The following is a 15,096-nucleotide window of genomic DNA, read 5'->3' as shown; positions in this document are numbered from 1 at the left end:
GGGGTTCGGGTTAGAGGAACCGGCGGCGCTTGGCCTTCTGCGGGCGGATCAGATCCGCACCCCTGGTCAGCAACCGGGTCGCCCCGGAGGGACCACGCCGTGCCTCCAGGGTGTGGCTGAGCCGCCGGGCACCGGCAGCCGCCAGTGGCACCGCGACTGCCATCACCGCCCACTGGGCAATGCGCTTCTGGATCATGTGGGTTCACCTCCGTCAGTGGCTTCTGACAGAGGAGGTACCCAGAGTGACGGGAGGGTAAGCGCGTCGGCTCAGATAACCGGGGCGACCGGGTTGGGCAGCGCCCCGCCGAAGCGTCGGTCCCGCTGCGCGTACAACTCGCACGCATACCAGAGATGACGGCGATCGAAGTCGGGCCAGAGCGTGTCCAGAAAAACCAGTTCGGAGTACGCGGCCTGCCAGAGCAGGAAGTTGGAGATCCGTTCCTCCCCTGAGGGGCGCAGGAACAGGTCCACCTCCGGGATCTCCGGGTGGTAGAGGTATTTCGCCACGGTCTTCTCGTTGACCTTCGCCGGATCCAGCCGCCCGGCCGCCACATCGCGGGCGATCGCGGCGGCGGCGTCGCCGATCTCGGCCTGTCCGCCGTAGTTGACGCAGAACTGCAGGGTCAACGTCGAGTTGTCGCGAGACATCTCCTCGGCGGTCTGCAGCTCGGAGATGACGCTCTTCCACAACCGCCCGGACCGACCCGACCAGACCACACGGACGCCGAGGTCGACCAGCTGGTCACGGCGGCGACGGATCACGTCCCGGTTGAACCCCATCAAGAACCGGACCTCGTCGGGCGAGCGCCGCCAGTTCTCCGTGGAGAAGGCGTACGCCGACAGGTACGGGATGCCCATCTCGATCGCGCCCTCGATGGTGTCGAAGAGGCTGTGCTCCCCTGCCTCGTGACCCTTGGTGCGGGCCAGCCCGCGCTCCTTGGCCCAGCGACCGTTGCCGTCCATCACCACCGCCACGTGCCTCGGCACCGCCTCGGTGGGCAGTGCCGGCGGCCGAGCGCCGGACGGATGCGGTGTCGGCGGGGTCGGCTCACGCCGGCCGGCCTTCTTCGATCGGATCACTCGGTCACTCCTTGCTCGCGCTGTCCGCCCCGGCCCCGACGTCGCCTCGTGGCCGGAGCACCCCGGCCCCGGTGCCTTCCGGCGGCGGGGCCGTGCCGGTCGCCGAGGGGCCCCGGTCGACCAGCGGCAGCGAGCGTAGCGCGCGCTCCAGGTGCCACTGCAGGTGAGCCGCGACCAGCCCGCTGCACTCCCGGCGTACGCCGGAGTCGGTGGCGTCGGCGACCACCCAGTCGCCGGTGGTCAGCGCGGACATCAGGTCGATGGTGGCGGGCGCGGGGTGGGCCGCCCCGGGTGGCCGACAATCCGGGCAGACCGCGCCGCCAGCCGGCACGGAGAACGCCCGGTGCCGGCCGGGGGTGCCGCACACCGCGCAGGCGATCAGCGCCGGTGCCCAGCCCGCGAGGGACATCCCGCGCAGCAGGTACGCGTCGAGCACCAGGGTGGTGGCGTGCTCGCCTCGGGACAGCGCCTTCAGCGCGCCCACGGTGAGCTGGAACAGGCGTAGCGACGGCTCCCGCTCGACCGGGGTCAGCCGCTCGGCAGTCTCGGCGATCGCACTCGCCGCCGTGTAGCGGGGGTAGTCCCCCAGGAACCGCTTGCCGTACAGCTCGATGCCCTCGACCTGGCTCACGGTGTGCAGTGAGCTGCCGTGGTTGCCCTTCGGGTCACCGGCGAGTTGAAGGTCGACGTGGCCGAACGGCTCCAACCTGGCACCGAACTTGCTGGTGGTGCGGCGGATCCCCCGGGCCACCGCGCGCAGCCGGCCGTGCCGGCGGGTGAGCAGGGTGATGATCCGGTCGGACTCGCCGAGCTTCTGCACACGCAGCACCACCGCGTCGTCGCGGTAGAGCTGTCGGCGATACCCGGCCATCGGGCCATTCTCCCTCGGGGTGTGAAATCAGGGTTGGTTCGGGGTGGATGCGCGGAGGAACCCCGATGCGCCGGGCTCGCGCTCGGCCGTAGCGTGCTGGCCATGGCACTACACCACACCACCACCCCGCGCCGTCGTCGCGTTGTCGCTCCCGTCGCGCTGGGGCTCGCCACCACCCTCATCGTGCTCGCCGGGTGCGACAACCTGTCGTTCCGCCGGCTCGACTACGACAACACCGAGGAAGTCCAGATCACCACCATTCGGGTGTCGGGCGGAGCGGGCGACATAGTGGTCCGCGGCACCGGCCCGGCGTCCCAGGTGCGGATCAAGCGGGTGGTGCGCTACCAGGGCGGTGAACCCGACAACGCCCGGTACGAGATCAAAGGCAGCGAGCTGGTGCTGGACACCGAATGCGGCTCGCGGTGCAGCATCTCCTACGAGGTGTGGGTGCCGGAGGGCGTGGCGGTGCAGGGCGAGACGAGCTCCGGCAACGTCGAGCTGAGCCGGGTCGGCACGGTGGACCTGCGGCTGAGCTCGGGCGACGTGCGGATCTCCGGTGCGTCGGGCGCGCTCGGGGTGGAGACCCAATCCGGCAACATCGAGGTGAGCGAGGCCGCCGCCGCGGTGCGGCTGCGCGCCTCGTCCGGAGACATCAACGCACGCCGGCTGGGCGGCACGGTCGACGCCGAGGCCACCTCCGGCAATGTCGACGTCGAGCTGGACAAGCCCGCCTCGGCCCGGGTCCACGCATCCAGCGGTGACGTCACGCTACTGGTGCCGGAGGGCAGCTACCGGGTCCGGTCCAACGCCGACTCCGGCGACAAGACCGTCTCCATCGCCGACAACCCGGCGGCGTCCCTGGTGCTCGACGGTTCGGCCAGCAGCGGCAACCTCACGATCCGCGAGCGATGATCTCGACGCTGGCCGCCTCCCCGGCCAGCCGCTGCGCAGGTACCACCGCTCGTTCGCCGGTCGCCCCCGCCGCTCCGGCACCGTCCGCCGCTTCACCGCCCGGCCGGAGCGCCGATTCGGTACCCGTGCGCTCGGCGGACTGGATCGAGCCGCCGGGGATCAGCTCCGGGCGGCGACGTGCGGCGACGTCCTCGACCCAGCCGACAGCCAGGGTGACCAGCCCGACCAGCGCGAAGACCAGCAACACCCGGATGGCCAACCCCACCGGCTGCCGAGGGGACCAACCCACCACGCCGACCAGCGGAGTGAGCGCCACCACGAACGGCATGTGCCAGAGATAGATGGTGAGCGCCCGCCGGTTGACCACGGTCACCGCCCGGTCGAAGAGCCGGCTGCGGCCCAGCCAACTCACCTCGGACGGTGCCCGACCCAACGCGATCAGGATGAACGCGGCCGACCAGAGGGCGTTGCCCAGGTGGTTGTCGTTCAGGTCGTACCCGCGCGGACCAGGATGCCCGACGATCCAGGCGCCGCCGCCTACCGCGAGTGCGAGTGCGACGGGGTAGAGCACCCGGCCGGAGAGCCGGCGCAACATCCCGGCGTGATGGGCGAAGCCGAGCATCCACGCTCCGAAGTAGAGCCCGAACTCACGCAGCACCGGCGGCGGCGCCGGGTAGATCCCCGCCTCGATCGCCACCAGAAGGAGGTACGGGACGAGCAGGGTGAGCAGTGGGGCACGCCGGAACAGCCAGAATGCGACAGGTGAGGCGAGCACGAACCACAGGTAGTCGCGCAGGTACCAGATGACGCTCAGCGCCAGGGCACCCCAGTTGTTGGCTGGCGGGTCGGCGATCGGGAACAGCCACAGCAGCACTCGGGGTGTCACCGGCAGCCCGCTGAGCAGCATGGCCGGCACGACGACCACGGCGAGCACCCAGAGCGACGGCAGCAGCCGGCGCAGTCGACGCCCGACCGCCGCCGGCCCGGAGCGGGTCAGCGACGCGGCCATCAGCGAGCCGGCCAGCGCGAACATCACCGACATGGCGGGGAAGACGAGGGTGAGGGTCGCGTACCCGGTGACGTGGTAGACGATCACTCGGACGATGGCCAGGAAACGGAGCAGATCGAGATACCTGTTGCGCATCAGCCTGCATTTGGGTCGGGGACGCGGGGTGTAACTCCCCTACCCTGCGCGCCGCCCGTACCAAACGGCCGCGACCCCCAGCCGAACGTGAATTTTCCCATCTGCCCGACCGAAGGTGATCATGCCGACGGTCGGGCATCCGCCTCGACGAGGTGGGTCAGAAACCCAGCTTGCGCAACTGCCTCGGGTCGCGCTGCCAGTCCTTCGCAACCCGTACGTGCAGGTCGAGATAGACCCGGCCGCCCAGCAGCTCCTCGATCTGCCGGCGGGCGTTGGTGCCGACCTCCTTGAGGCGGCTCGCCTTGTGGCCGAGCACGATGGCCTTCTGGCTGGGCCGTTCCACGTAGAGGTCGGCGTAGATCTTCATGACCTGACCCTCGGGGATCATCTCCTCCACCACCACGGCGATGGAGTGCGGCAACTCGTCGCGGACCCCCTCCAGGGCGGCCTCCCGGATCAGCTCCGCGACCAGCACCTGCTCGGGATCGTCGGTGAGCATGTCGTCCGGGTAGAGCTGCGGCGACGGCGGCAGGTATTTGGTCATCACGTCGACCAGAGTGTCCACCTGGTGCCCGGAGACCGCGCTCACCGGCACGATCTCGGCGAACTCGCCCATCTTGCTGACCGCGAGCAACTGCTCCGCCAAACGACGCTTGTCCACCAGGTCGGTCTTGGTGACCACCGCCAGCACTGTCGCCTTCAACTCGGCCAGCTCGCCGGTGATGAACCGGTCACCGCGCCCGACCGGCTCGTCGGCCGGGATGCACAGGCCGATCACGTCGACCTCCGTCCAGGTGGACCGGACCAGGTCGTTGAGGCGCTCGCCGAGCAGCGTACGGGGGCGGTGCAGGCCCGGCGTGTCGACCAGGACCAGCTGCGATTCCGGCCGGTGCAGCACGGCCCGGATGACGTGCCGGGTGGTCTGCGGCTTGTTCGAGGTGATCGCGATCTTGGTGCCGACGATGGCGTTGGTCAGCGTCGACTTGCCGGCGTTGGGCCGGCCGACGAAGCAACCGAATCCGGCCCGGTACGGCCGTGCCTGCGGGTCCTGCACGGGGCTCACTGAGTCACCGTGCCGAGGACCGTGCCGTCCGGGGCTGCCACATGGATCGGCGCGTCCACCGACAGGTCACGCACCGCCGCATGCCCGGCACCGTCCAGGGTCGATGCCTCGGTCACCACCGCCGCGGCCTCCAACCGGCTCGCCCCGGCCGCCACGGCCGATGCGACCGCCAACTGCAACGCGGTGAGGGTCAGCGAGGGCAGCGCGACACTGGCCGCGGCGTACGTCCGGCCGTCCTGATCACGGACCGCAGCGCCCTCTACGGCGCCGACCCGTCCGCGGGCTCCCCGGGCCAGGACGACGAGTTTGCCGTCCTCGGCGCTCAGCGCGGCCGACGGGTTGGGGGCGGGCCAGGCGGCAGGCGCGGCGGGTGTGTCAGGCATCGGCGGATTGCCTCTCGTCGTCTCGGTAGTTGTTCGTGTCGTCCCCGGGGCCGGCGCGCTCGCCACGCCCCGCGGTGTCCTGCTCTTTGCCCAACTCCACCCGGCTGACCAGGACGGTGTCGATCCGGTTGCGCCGGCCGGTGGTGCCCTCGGCGACCAGCCGGAGGCCGGCGACCTCGACCTCCGCACCGGGGATCGGCACCCGCCCCAGCGACTGGGCCAGCAGGCCGCCGACCGTCTCCACCTCGTCCGTGGGCAGATCGGTGTCGAACATCTCACCCAGAGTCTCCACCGGCAGGCGGGCGGTAACCCGCACCGAAGAGTCCGTCAGACGTTCGACGGGCGGGCGTTCGACATCGTACTCGTCGGTGATCTCGCCGACGATTTCCTCCAGGATGTCCTCGATGGTGACCAGACCGCCGGTGCCGCCGTACTCGTCGACCACGATGACCAGGTGGTTGCGGGCCGCCTGCATCTCCGACAGCAGGTCGTCGACCGGCTTGGACTCCGGAACGAAGGTCGCCGGGCGCATCAGCTCGGCCACCGGCAACTGCTCGGCTTGCGGGTCTCCGCCACGGGAGCGCCGGATCAGATCCTTGAGGTAGAGCACACCGAGCACGTCGTCGACGCTCTCGCCGATCACCGGGATGCGGGAGAAACCGGAACGCAGGAAGAGCACCAACGCCTGCGCGAGCGTCTTGCCCTCCTCGATCCACACCATCTCCGTACGCGGCACCATCACCTCGCGGGCGATGGTGTCACCGAGCGCGAAGACCGAGTGGATCATCTGACGCTCGCCGTGCTCGACCACACCGCGCTGCTCAGCCAGGTCGACCAGCTCACGCAACTCCACCTGGCTGGCGAACGGCCCCTCCCGGAAGCCGCGCCCCGGAGTGACGGCGTTGCCGATCAGGATCAGCAACGACGCGAGCGGGTTGAGCGCCCGGCCCAGCCAGCGGACCAGCGGTGCCACCGCACGACCCACGGCGTACGCGTGCTGCCGGCCGATGGTGCGCGGTGCGACGCCGACCACCACGAAGCTGACCACTGTCATCGCGCCGGCGGTCACCAGTGCGGCCCGCCAGCCGGCGCCGAAGCTGTCCACCGCGACCAGCGCCACCAGCGTGGTGGCGGTCAGCTCGGCGAGCAGCCGCAACAGTAGGAGCAGGTTGAGGTGCCGAACGACGTCCCCGGCAACGACCTGGAGGGTACGGGCGCCACGCACGCCGTCGCGGGCCAGCTCGGCGGCCCGGGCTGGCGAGACCGCGGCGAGCGCCGCCTCGGTCATCGCGATCAGACCAGCCAATACCACCAGGCCGGCCGCGAAGACGATCAGCTGCAGGTCGGGAAGGCCGGCGGTGGCGCCGGCCGCGAGTAACGGAGGAGTGGACATCACTGGGTGCGGGTCGACCGCCAGCTCGTGAGCAGGCGGGCCTGGAGGGCGAACATCTCCCGCTCCTCCTCGGGCTCGGCGTGGTCGTAGCCGAGCAGGTGCAGCACCCCGTGCACGGTGAGCAGGTGCAGCTCGTCGGCCGGTGCGTGCCCGGCGGTCGCCGCCTGCTTGGCCGCGACCTCCGGGCAGAGCACGATGTCGCCGAGCAGGGCCGGCTCGCCGCCGGCTGGCGCGGACTCGCCCGGGCCGTGGTCGACGCTGCCCTCATCCATGGGGAAGGCGAGCACGTCGGTCGGGCCGTCGCCACCCATCCAGCGGTGGTTCAGCTCGGTCATGTAGTCGATGTCGACCAGCAGCACGGACAGCTCGGCGAGGGGGTTGACCCCCATCTCGTCGAGGGCGTGCCGGGCGACGGCGAGCACGGCGTCGGTGTCAACCTCGACACCGGACTCGTTGGCGATCTCGATGGACAACTGCTTTCCTCTGCTTTAGCGGCGGTGGCCGGCCCGGCCGCCCTGGGCGGGTCGCCCGGGCACGGCGTGAACGCCCTGCGCCTGCTGATTTTCCCGCTCGGCGTCCCAGCGGGCGTACGCGTCGACGATCTCCCCGACCAGCCGGTGGCGGACCACGTCGGAGCTGGACAACTGGGCGAAGTGCACGTCGTCGACGTTTTCCAGGATCTCCCGGACCACCCGTAGGCCGCTGCTCGTCCCGCCGGGAAGGTCCACCTGGGTGATGTCACCGGTCACGACGATCTTGGAGTTGAAGCCGAGCCGGGTGAGGAACATCTTCATCTGCTCGGGCGTCGTGTTCTGCGCCTCGTCCAGGATGATGAACGCGTCGCTGAGCGTCCGACCGCGCATGTAGGCGAGTGGCGCGACCTCGATCGTCCCCTGGGCCATCAGCTTCGGGATCGTCTCCGGGTCGAGCATCTCGTGCAGCGCGTCGTAGAGCGGGCGCAGGTAGGGGTCGATCTTGTCGTTGAGCGTGCCGGGCAGGAAGCCCAGTCGCTCACCCGCCTCCACCGCCGGCCGGGTCAGGATGATCCGGTTGACCTGCTTGGCCTGCAACGCCTGGACGGCCTTCGCCATCGCCAGGTAGGTCTTTCCGGTGCCGGCCGGGCCGATGCCGAAGACGATGGTGTGGGAGTCGATCGCGTCGACGTACCGCTTCTGCCCGAGGGTCTTGGGGCGGATGGTGCGTCCGCGACGGGAGAGGATGTTGAGAGTCAGGACTTCGGCGGGCCGCTCGGCGCTGCCCTGCTCGAGCATGCCGACGGTACGCCGGACGGCGTCAGTAGTCAGGGTCTCGCCTTTCTCGATGAGTTCGAGCAGCTCACTGAAGACCCGCTCGGCGAGGGCGTTGTCCGCGGGGTCACCGGTGATGGTGATCTCGTTGCCACGGACATGCACGTCACTGCTGACCGAGCGTTCGACGAGTCGGAGGATCTCGTCGCCTGCGCCGAGCAGATTGACCATGATCTTCGAGTCGGGCACGGTGATCCTGGTCTGCACCCGGGGCGGGCCGGGAGGTGGGGTGCCGGTCATAGGTCGGGCCGAAGGGCCCTGCGCCACCTGCTCTCGATCTCGAAGCCGGCCCTGCTGGCACGGCGTGCGGACGTTACACCCATCGTATCGGTTCAACGCGGGCCGCATCGCGCCCATTTCCGCTGGCCGCGATCAACTCCCGGCCCGGAAGTCGTACCCGTCGAAGGTCTCCTGGTGACGGGTGAACCGGTACGTCGCCCAATGCATCCGGACCACCGCACCGGCCTCGTTCCGGGTCAGCCGCAGCAGCTCGCCAGCCTCCCGACCGGAGACCGTGCGGAACACGTCCGGCTGGTCCGGCAGCGGGGTGAAGATCGCCGGTGGACGTCCTGCCGGATCGCCGGCCCCCCGCGCCCGCAGGGTGCCGTCGTGCCAGGAGAAGACGTACTCGAAGCCCTCGCCCCACCAGCGGCCGAGCACTGCCCGCAGGGCCGCCGGAGCGGGTGCGCCGGGCTGCCATGGCTCGATCTCGGCCGGGTCGTGCTCGACCGCCGCCGCGAGCAGCCGGTGCGGCAGGTCGAACAACTCGGCCGCCGTGCCGGACGAGCAGAGCACCGCGGCGCCCATCGCGCCGGCCGTGCCGTCGCCTCCGCGCCGGCCGTACGCCGCGGCGAGGAAACCCGGCATCGCCCCGTCGTGCCCCACGTGCACCACCCGCTCCCCCTGCGGGACCAGGATCAGCCCGAGACCGAAGCCCGCGCCCCAGAGCGTCTCGTCGGTGGTGGTGACCGGCCAACGCATCTCGTCCAGCGTGGCGGGAGCGAGGACCACACCGGCCGGGTCCAGCGCGGCCGGGTCGGCGAGGAACGCCGCCCAGCGGGCCATGTCGGTCGCGGTGCTCCAGAGCTGGGCAGCCGGGCCGACCGCGCCGAAGTCGGTCGGCGGCTCCGGGTGTGCCTCATCGGAGTACGCGTCGACCAGGAAACCGGTGGCCGCCGTCGGCCGGGGGGTCACGGTGGTGTCGGTCAGCCCCAGCGGCGTCAGGATCCGCTCGGTGAGCGACTGCGCCCAGCTCTCGCCGCGCAGACGGGCGACGAGTTGGCCGAGCACGGCCATGCCCAGATTGGAGTAGTGGAACCGGCGGGCCGTCGGCAGCACCCGCTCGGCCCGGTCCAGCTCAGCCAGGAGCTGGTCGGCGTCCGGCGCGCGCAGACTGTCCCAGACGTCGCCGAACGGCTCCCGTTGCAGGCCACCGGTGTGCGACAACAACCGGCGGACGGTCAGCTCACCGTGTGCGGGGAGATCCAGGTGCCGGCCGATCGGGTCGTCCAGGTCCAGCAGCCCGTCGTCGCGGCACTGAAGGGTGAGCACCGCGGTGAAGGTCTTGGTGACCGAGCCGATCCGGAACTGGGTGCCCGGCCCCAACGGACTGTCGGTGCCGGTCGCACCGATGGTGCAGCTCCAGAGCGGTCGGTCGGCCCGGTGCAGCGCCGCCGACACCGCAGGCATCCGGGCGTCGGCCTGCACCCGCCGGACCAGCCGACCCAGGCGCTCGTCAACGCGACTGTCGGGCTCGCTCATGCCAGGTCCCGGGCAAGCATCGGGCCGAGCGGCGCGCCACCGAGCAGATGCGCATGCACGTGGAACACCTCCTGCCCGCCGTTGGCGCCGGTGTTGAACATCAGCCGGAAACCGTCGCCGAGCAGACCCTCGTCCTCGGCCACCGCGGCGGACGTCGCCAGCACGTCCGCGGCCAACGCCGGGTCACCCTGGGCGAGCGTGGCGATGTCCGCGTAGTGCTCCTTCGGAATGACCAGGACGTGCACCGGCGCCTTCGGGTCGATGTCACGGAAGGCGAGCGTGGTGTCGGTCTCCCGGACCACGGTGGCCGGGATCTCCCCGGCGACGATGCGGCAGAACAGGCAATCGGATCCCATCGGGGCAGTGTAAATAGGGCCGGGACGGCTGAGGCAGGATGGCCGGCATGACGGATCGGGCGGTACTCGTAACCGGTGCTTCGCGCGGGATCGGCCGCGCGGTGGCGACGGCGTTCGCGACCAGTGGTGACCGGGTGGCGATCCACCACCGCGACTCCGGCGACGCGGCCGAGGAACTGCGCGCGCAGTTGCCCGGCGCCGGGCACGTGGTGGTCCGTGCCGACCTCACCGACCCGGACGCGGTCCGGGCCATGGTCGACCGGGCCGCCGAGCTGCTCGGCGGGCTGGACGTGCTGGTCAACAACGCCGGGATGTACGGCGACCGGGACGACCCGCACCCAATCTTCGGCGCCTCCTACGAGCAGTGGCAGAAGCGCTGGCGGCAGGTGCTGGAGACCAATCTGACCGGCGCGGGCAACGTCACCTGGTGCGCTGCCCAGCACATGCGGGAACGCGGCGGTCGGATCGTCAACGTCTCGTCCCGAGGTGCGTTCCGCGGCGAACCGGACCAGCCGGCGTACGGCGCCAGCAAGGCGGGGCTGAACGCACTGGGCCAGTCCCTCGCCGTGGCGCTCGCGCCGTACGGCATCGCGGTCGCCACCGTCGCGCCGGGCTTCGTGGCGACCGACATGACCACTGATCACCTGCGCGGCGAGCGGGGCGCGGCCATCCGGGCGCAGAGCCCGTTCGACCGGGTGGCCCGGCCGGAGGAGATTGCCGCCGCCGTGCACTGGCTGGCCTCGCCGGAGGCCGAGTGGGCCTCCGGAACGATCGTCGACCTCAACGGCGCCTCCTACCTACGCAGCTGACCCGCAGGACCAGCCGGGCCGCCGGCCGCCGGCCCCCCGCGCGGCCACCCAGCCTGTGCCCGTCACGTCCTTTGCTCTGCTTCAACCAAGGCAACACTTCAAGGGCACGAGTGTTGCCTCCGCTGAAGCAGAGCAAAGGACGCACGCAACGTGGTCGAGGGGGCGGACGGCCTGGCCCGGCCGGCCCGCGCGAGCGGAGTTGGCCCGAGGTCGGACTACCAGCGGCCGAGGCGGGTGGCGAGCACGCTGAGCGCCGCCACGCCGGCGGTCGAGGTACGCAGCACGGCCGGCCCGAGCCGCACCGGCTGCCCGCCGGCCTCCCGGAAGGCGGTCAGCTCGGCCGGGTCGATGCCACCCTCCGGCCCGACGACCAGGACGATCTCCCCGGTGGACGGCAGCTCGGCGGTGGTGAGCCGCTCCTCGGCCTCCTCGTGCAGCACGAACGCGGCGCCAGCGCCGGCGATCCGGCGGGCCACCGTGGCGGTGGACTCGTCCGGAGCACCGGCCACCACCGGCAGCCAGGGGCGGCGCGCCTGCTTGGCGGCCTCCCGCGCGGTGGCCACCCACTTGTCCCGGGCCCGTACGCCACGGTCGCCGCGCCACTGGGTCACCGAACGGGACGCCGCCCAGGGCACGATCTCGTCGACCCCGACCTCGGTCATCGCCTGCACGGCCAGCTCGCCCCGGTCACCCTTGGCGATGCCCTGCACAGTCACCAGCCGGGGCACGGACGCGTCCGCGTACCCCCGGGAGGTGATGGTGACCTCCAGGCTGCCCCGGCCGACGGCCGTGACCACGGCGGCGGCCGTGCCGCCCCGACCGTCGGCGAGCAGCAACTCCTCGCCGACGCGTCTCCGCTGCACGGTCGCGGCGTGGTGCCCCTCCGGGCCGTCCAGGGTGAACGCGTCGCCGGTGGGCAGCGCCTCGACCAGGAACAGCGGCGCGGACACCTCAGGGGTGCCCGTTGAACGCGTCACGCATCCGGGAGAAGAAGCCGCCCTGCTTGGATAACTCGGCGACCTCCTCACCGCGGGTCTTGGCGAAGTCGCGCAGCATCTTCTCCTGATCCGGGTCGAGCTTGGTCGGCGTCCGGACGTCCAGGTGGACGTAGAGGTCGCCTCGGCCGGTGCCGCGCAGGTGTGGCACCCCCCGGGCGCGTAGCCGCAGCGTGCTGGCCGGCTGGGTGCCGGCCTTGACGTCGACCGTCTCCTCGCTGTCCAGGGTCTTGATGGTCAGGCGGGTGCCGAGCGCCGCCGCGGTCATCGGCACGGTGACGCGGCAGTGCAGGTCGTCGCCCTTGCGGGAGTAGACGTCGTGTGGCCGCTCGTGGATCTCCACGTAGAGGTCGCCGGCGGTGCCGCCACCCGGGCCCACCTCGCCCTGCTGGGCGAGCCGGATCCGCATGCCGTCCTCGACTCCGGCCGGGATCTTGACCGTCAGCGAGCGGCGGGTACGCACCCGGCCATCGCCGGCGCAGGTGGGGCAGGGGTGCGGGACCGTGGTGCCGTAGCCCTGGCACACGGTGCACGGCCGGGCGGAAACCACCTGGCCGAGGAAGGTGCGCTGCACCGACTGCACCTCGCCTCGCCCGCCGCACGCCTCACAGGTCGCCAGATGCGTGCCGGCGGCCGTGCCCGCGCCCGAGCAGGTGGTGCAGAGCACGGCGGTGTCGACGGTGATCGGCGCCTCGACGCCGAATGCCGTCTCGTGCAGGTCCAGTTCGAGTCGCAGGATCGCGTCGGCACCCGGCCGGGTACGCGGACGCGGGCCACGGGCGCCACCAGCCGCGCCACCGAAGAACGCGTCCATGATGTCCTGGAAACCGACGAACGGGCCAGCACCACCTGGACCGCCTGGGCCGCCAGCGCCGCCACCGCCACCGGGGGCGAGCGGGTCGCCACCCAGGTCGACGATCTGCCGCTTCCGGTCGTCCGAGAGGACCTCGTACGCGGCGTTGATGTCCTTGAACTTCTCCTGAGCCTCCGGATCCGGATTGACGTCCGGGTGGAACTGGCGCGCCAACTTGCGGTAGGCGCGCTTGATCTCGTCATCGGAGGCTTCCCGGCTCACACCGAGAATGCCGTAGTAGTCCCTGGCCACTGCGTTCCGTGTCCTCATGTTCGTCTCGCGTTGCGCCGATCCGGTGGCAGCAGCCGGCCGTCGGCCCTGACTTGTCAGTTCTGGGCCAGCAACTCGCCCACGTAGCGTGCCACGGCGCGAACCGTGGCGATATTGCCGGGGTAGTCCATCCGGGTAGGCCCCAGCACCCCCAGGCCACCGACGATCGTGGCGCCCGGGCCATACCCGGTGCTGACCACGGAAGCGGCCCGCAGGTTGTCGAACTCGTTCTCGTCGCCGATCAGCACCCGGGTCGTGCTCGGCTCAGTCTCACCGATGAGCTTGAGGAGCACGACCTCCTCCTCCAGCGCTTCGAGGATCGGCCGCAGGGAACCCTGGAAGTCGAGCAGGCCGCCCCGGGTGAGATTGGCGGTGCCGGCCAACGCGATGCGTTCCTCATGTCGCTCGACCAGCGTCTCCAGGAGCACCGTGGCGAGGGTGGTCATCGTCGGACGCAGCTCGGCCGGCGCCTCTTCGACAAGCGCCTGCACCAGCGGCGGTGTGTCGGACAGCCGGGCGCCGGAGAGCTTCTCGTTGATCAGCCGGCGCAGATCGGTGACGTTGTCGGCGGGCACCGGCCCGGGAAGCTCCACCAGCCGCTGCTCCACGCGCCCGGTGTCGGCGATCATGACGAGCATCAGCCGGGTGGTGGAGATCGGCACCAGCTCCAGGTGACGAACCGAGGAGCGGGCCAGGCTCGGATATTGCACGACGGCGACCTGCCGGGTCAGCTGAGCGAGCAGCCGCACCGTGCGATGCACCACGTCGTCGAGGTCGACCGCGCCGACCAGGAAGCGCTCGATGGCCCGGCGCTCGGCCGGGCTGAGCGGCTTGACCCGGGACAACCGGTCGACGAAGAGCCGGTAGCCGCGGTCGGTGGGCACCCGGCCGGCACTGGTGTGCGGCTGCCGGATGTAGCCCTCTTCCTCCAGCACGGCCATGTCGTTTCGGACCGTGGCCGGGGAGACCCCGAGCTGGTGCCGCTCAACCAGCGCCTTGCTGCCGACCGGCTCCTGGGTGGAGACGTAGTCCTCGACGATCGCGCGGAGCACGGCGAGCTTCCGGTCGTCGAGACCCATCCTCCGCACCTCCTGTCGCACGTCGGCCGCCGGCGCCGTAGGCCGGCCGGGCCATCCTGGCACTCGACTGTAGCGAGTGCCAGTCTACGTCGGCGTACCCGCCTGCGCGATGATCAACGGCCGCCCACTGGTGCGGCGTTGCCATGGGCCCCTACCGTGACACCCATGACTGAACCTCCTCGCCCTCCCGGAGGGGGTGACCCCGGCAACAACCCGCCGGAGCCGACCTCCCCGAGCTCGTTCCCGTCGGCCGAGCCGCCCACCGCACCACTGTCCGGGGCACCTGGCCCGGGCGGCTATCCCCCGGCCGGTGGCTATCCGCCGCCCACCGGTGACCAACCGCCGTCAGGTGGCTACCCTCCGGCGGGTGGCTATCCCCCGGCTGGCAGCTATCCCCCGCCCGGCGGTTACCCCGCTGGCGGCTATCCGACCGGTGGCGCCTACGGCGGACCCGGTGGCGGCTACGCCAACAACGAGGACAAGACCTGGGCGCTGGTCGCGCACTTCGGCGGCGCCGTCGGCGCGCTGATCAGCTTCGGTCCGCTGGGCTTCGTCGCTCCGCTCATCGCCTACCTGGCCCGTGGCAACCAGTCGCCGACCGTCCGGGCGCACGCCCTGGCCGCCCTGAACTTCCAGATCCTCTGGTCGATCATCGCGTTCGTGCTGCTCTTCGTGAGCTGGTGCCTGCTCTTCCTGCCCAGCATCGCCGTCGTGGTGATCCAGATCCTGTTCGGGATCATCGCGGGCATGAAGGCCAACGAGGGCGCCCCCTACCGCTACCCGATGTCGGCCAGCTTCATCAAGTGACTCGGGTCGGCCG

At 71.1% G+C, this 15,096-nt stretch carries 17 protein-coding genes; 3 read left to right on the top strand and 14 right to left on the bottom strand.

Annotated elements, in window-relative coordinates:
* Positions 1-10: 10 nt before the first annotated feature.
* From ACLQ28_RS32340 to recO, 3 genes are all read right to left on the bottom strand, one after another.
* Entirely contained in the window at positions 11-196 is a 186-nt protein-coding gene (locus ACLQ28_RS32340) for a hypothetical protein (protein WP_425690043.1), read from the bottom strand.
* Positions 197-267: 71 nt separating this feature from the next.
* Positions 268-1,080 carry an isoprenyl transferase gene (locus ACLQ28_RS32335; RefSeq protein WP_425690042.1) on the bottom strand — a complete coding sequence of 271 codons (813 nt, stop codon included), beginning with the start codon at positions 1,078-1,080 and terminating at the stop codon, positions 268-270.
* A gap of 4 nt (positions 1,081-1,084) precedes the next feature.
* Positions 1,085-1,951, bottom strand: coding sequence for a DNA repair protein RecO (recO, locus tag ACLQ28_RS32330; RefSeq protein ID WP_425690041.1), 867 nt, complete (start codon positions 1,949-1,951; stop codon positions 1,085-1,087).
* Positions 1,952-2,053: 102 nt separating this feature from the next.
* On the opposite strand from recO, the gene ACLQ28_RS32325 reads away from it, so the two are divergent.
* On the top strand, positions 2,054-2,863 hold the full coding sequence (locus ACLQ28_RS32325) for a DUF4097 family beta strand repeat-containing protein (RefSeq protein WP_425690040.1): 810 nt from the start codon (positions 2,054-2,056) through the stop codon (positions 2,861-2,863).
* On the opposite strand, the gene ACLQ28_RS32320 is transcribed toward ACLQ28_RS32325, so the two are convergent.
* The 8 genes from ACLQ28_RS32320 to ACLQ28_RS32285 all read right to left on the bottom strand — a co-directional run bounded on the left by ACLQ28_RS32320 (position 2,844) and on the right by ACLQ28_RS32285 (position 10,270).
* Complete coding sequence (locus tag ACLQ28_RS32320) at positions 2,844-4,007, bottom strand: acyltransferase family protein (protein ID WP_425690039.1); 1,164 nt, start codon at positions 4,005-4,007, stop codon at positions 2,844-2,846. The two genes, ACLQ28_RS32325 and ACLQ28_RS32320, sit on opposite strands and share 20 nt — an antisense overlap.
* 157 nt (positions 4,008-4,164) lie before the next feature.
* Positions 4,165-5,061: a GTPase Era gene (gene era, locus ACLQ28_RS32315; protein ID WP_425690076.1), complete on the bottom strand. Its 897-nt coding sequence runs from the start codon at positions 5,059-5,061 to the stop codon at positions 4,165-4,167.
* A gap of 5 nt (positions 5,062-5,066) precedes the next feature.
* Positions 5,067-5,453 carry a cytidine deaminase gene (locus tag ACLQ28_RS32310; RefSeq protein WP_425690038.1) on the bottom strand — a complete coding sequence of 129 codons (387 nt, stop codon included), beginning with the start codon at positions 5,451-5,453 and terminating at the stop codon, positions 5,067-5,069.
* On the bottom strand, positions 5,446-6,870 hold the full coding sequence (locus ACLQ28_RS32305; RefSeq protein ID WP_425690075.1) for a hemolysin family protein: 1,425 nt from the start codon (positions 6,868-6,870) through the stop codon (positions 5,446-5,448). Before ACLQ28_RS32305 ends, ACLQ28_RS32310 begins: the two co-directional genes overlap by 8 nt.
* Complete coding sequence (gene ybeY / locus ACLQ28_RS32300) at positions 6,846-7,319, bottom strand: rRNA maturation RNase YbeY (RefSeq protein WP_110562700.1); 474 nt, start codon at positions 7,317-7,319, stop codon at positions 6,846-6,848. The genes ACLQ28_RS32305 and ybeY overlap by 25 nt, the downstream gene beginning before the upstream one ends.
* A 15-nt stretch (positions 7,320-7,334) precedes the next feature.
* Positions 7,335-8,393 (bottom strand): PhoH family protein, encoded by a 1,059-nt coding sequence (locus tag ACLQ28_RS32295; protein ID WP_425690074.1) that lies wholly within the window; start codon positions 8,391-8,393, stop codon positions 7,335-7,337.
* A gap of 132 nt (positions 8,394-8,525) precedes the next feature.
* A complete protein-coding gene (locus tag ACLQ28_RS32290) occupies positions 8,526-9,914 on the bottom strand; it encodes a serine hydrolase domain-containing protein (RefSeq protein WP_425690037.1) in 1,389 nt (462 codons plus the stop codon).
* Entirely contained in the window at positions 9,911-10,270 is a 360-nt protein-coding gene (locus tag ACLQ28_RS32285) for a histidine triad nucleotide-binding protein (RefSeq protein ID WP_425690036.1), read from the bottom strand. The genes ACLQ28_RS32290 and ACLQ28_RS32285 overlap by 4 nt, the downstream gene beginning before the upstream one ends.
* A gap of 47 nt (positions 10,271-10,317) precedes the next feature.
* Here ACLQ28_RS32285 and ACLQ28_RS32280 point away from each other — a divergent pair, with 47 nt between their 5' ends.
* Positions 10,318-11,079, top strand: coding sequence for an SDR family NAD(P)-dependent oxidoreductase (locus tag ACLQ28_RS32280; protein WP_425690035.1), 762 nt, complete (start codon positions 10,318-10,320; stop codon positions 11,077-11,079).
* A gap of 215 nt (positions 11,080-11,294) precedes the next feature.
* On the opposite strand, the gene ACLQ28_RS32275 is transcribed toward ACLQ28_RS32280, so the two are convergent.
* From ACLQ28_RS32275 to hrcA, 3 genes are all read right to left on the bottom strand, one after another.
* On the bottom strand, positions 11,295-12,029 hold the full coding sequence (locus ACLQ28_RS32275; RefSeq protein WP_425690073.1) for a 16S rRNA (uracil(1498)-N(3))-methyltransferase: 735 nt from the start codon (positions 12,027-12,029) through the stop codon (positions 11,295-11,297).
* 1 nt (position 12,030) lies between these two features.
* Positions 12,031-13,179, bottom strand: coding sequence for a molecular chaperone DnaJ (dnaJ, locus tag ACLQ28_RS32270; RefSeq protein WP_425690072.1), 1,149 nt, complete (start codon positions 13,177-13,179; stop codon positions 12,031-12,033).
* Positions 13,180-13,253: 74 nt separating this feature from the next.
* Positions 13,254-14,276: a heat-inducible transcriptional repressor HrcA gene (hrcA, locus tag ACLQ28_RS32265; protein WP_425690034.1), complete on the bottom strand. Its 1,023-nt coding sequence runs from the start codon at positions 14,274-14,276 to the stop codon at positions 13,254-13,256.
* A 165-nt stretch (positions 14,277-14,441) separates the two neighbouring features.
* Here hrcA and ACLQ28_RS32260 point away from each other — a divergent pair, with 165 nt between their 5' ends.
* Positions 14,442-15,083, top strand: a complete 642-nt coding sequence (locus tag ACLQ28_RS32260) for a DUF4870 domain-containing protein (protein WP_425690033.1) — start codon at positions 14,442-14,444, stop codon at positions 15,081-15,083.
* Positions 15,084-15,096: the final 13 nt, after the last annotated feature.

Source organism: Micromonospora sp. DT201 (assembly GCF_049841575.1).
Taxonomy (GTDB): Bacteria; Actinomycetota; Actinomycetes; order Mycobacteriales; family Micromonosporaceae; genus Micromonospora.
The sequence above is the reverse complement of the archived record's forward strand: the minus strand, read 5'-3'. Positions and strand labels throughout refer to the sequence as shown.

Bases quoted from the DNA above. Each gene is read 5' to 3' on its own strand.
- ACLQ28_RS32340 (WP_425690043.1), bottom strand. From the start codon at position 196: ATGATCCAGAAGCGCATTGCCCAGTGGGCGGTGATGGCAGTCGCGGTG.
- recO (WP_425690041.1), bottom strand. From the start codon at position 1,951: ATGGCCGGGTATCGCCGACAGCTCTACCGCGACGACGCGGTGGTGCTG.
- ACLQ28_RS32325 (WP_425690040.1), top strand. From the start codon at position 2,054: ATGGCACTACACCACACCACCACCCCGCGCCGTCGTCGCGTTGTCGCT.
- ACLQ28_RS32320 (WP_425690039.1), bottom strand. From the start codon at position 4,007: ATGCGCAACAGGTATCTCGATCTGCTCCGTTTCCTGGCCATCGTCCGA.
- ACLQ28_RS32310 (WP_425690038.1), bottom strand. From the start codon at position 5,453: ATGCCTGACACACCCGCCGCGCCTGCCGCCTGGCCCGCCCCCAACCCG.
- ACLQ28_RS32295 (WP_425690074.1), bottom strand. From the start codon at position 8,393: ATGACCGGCACCCCACCTCCCGGCCCGCCCCGGGTGCAGACCAGGATC.
- ACLQ28_RS32290 (WP_425690037.1), bottom strand. From the start codon at position 9,914: ATGAGCGAGCCCGACAGTCGCGTTGACGAGCGCCTGGGTCGGCTGGTC.
- ACLQ28_RS32285 (WP_425690036.1), bottom strand. From the start codon at position 10,270: ATGGGATCCGATTGCCTGTTCTGCCGCATCGTCGCCGGGGAGATCCCG.
- ACLQ28_RS32280 (WP_425690035.1), top strand. From the start codon at position 10,318: ATGACGGATCGGGCGGTACTCGTAACCGGTGCTTCGCGCGGGATCGGC.
- hrcA (WP_425690034.1), bottom strand. From the start codon at position 14,276: ATGGGTCTCGACGACCGGAAGCTCGCCGTGCTCCGCGCGATCGTCGAG.
- ACLQ28_RS32260 (WP_425690033.1), top strand. From the start codon at position 14,442: ATGACTGAACCTCCTCGCCCTCCCGGAGGGGGTGACCCCGGCAACAAC.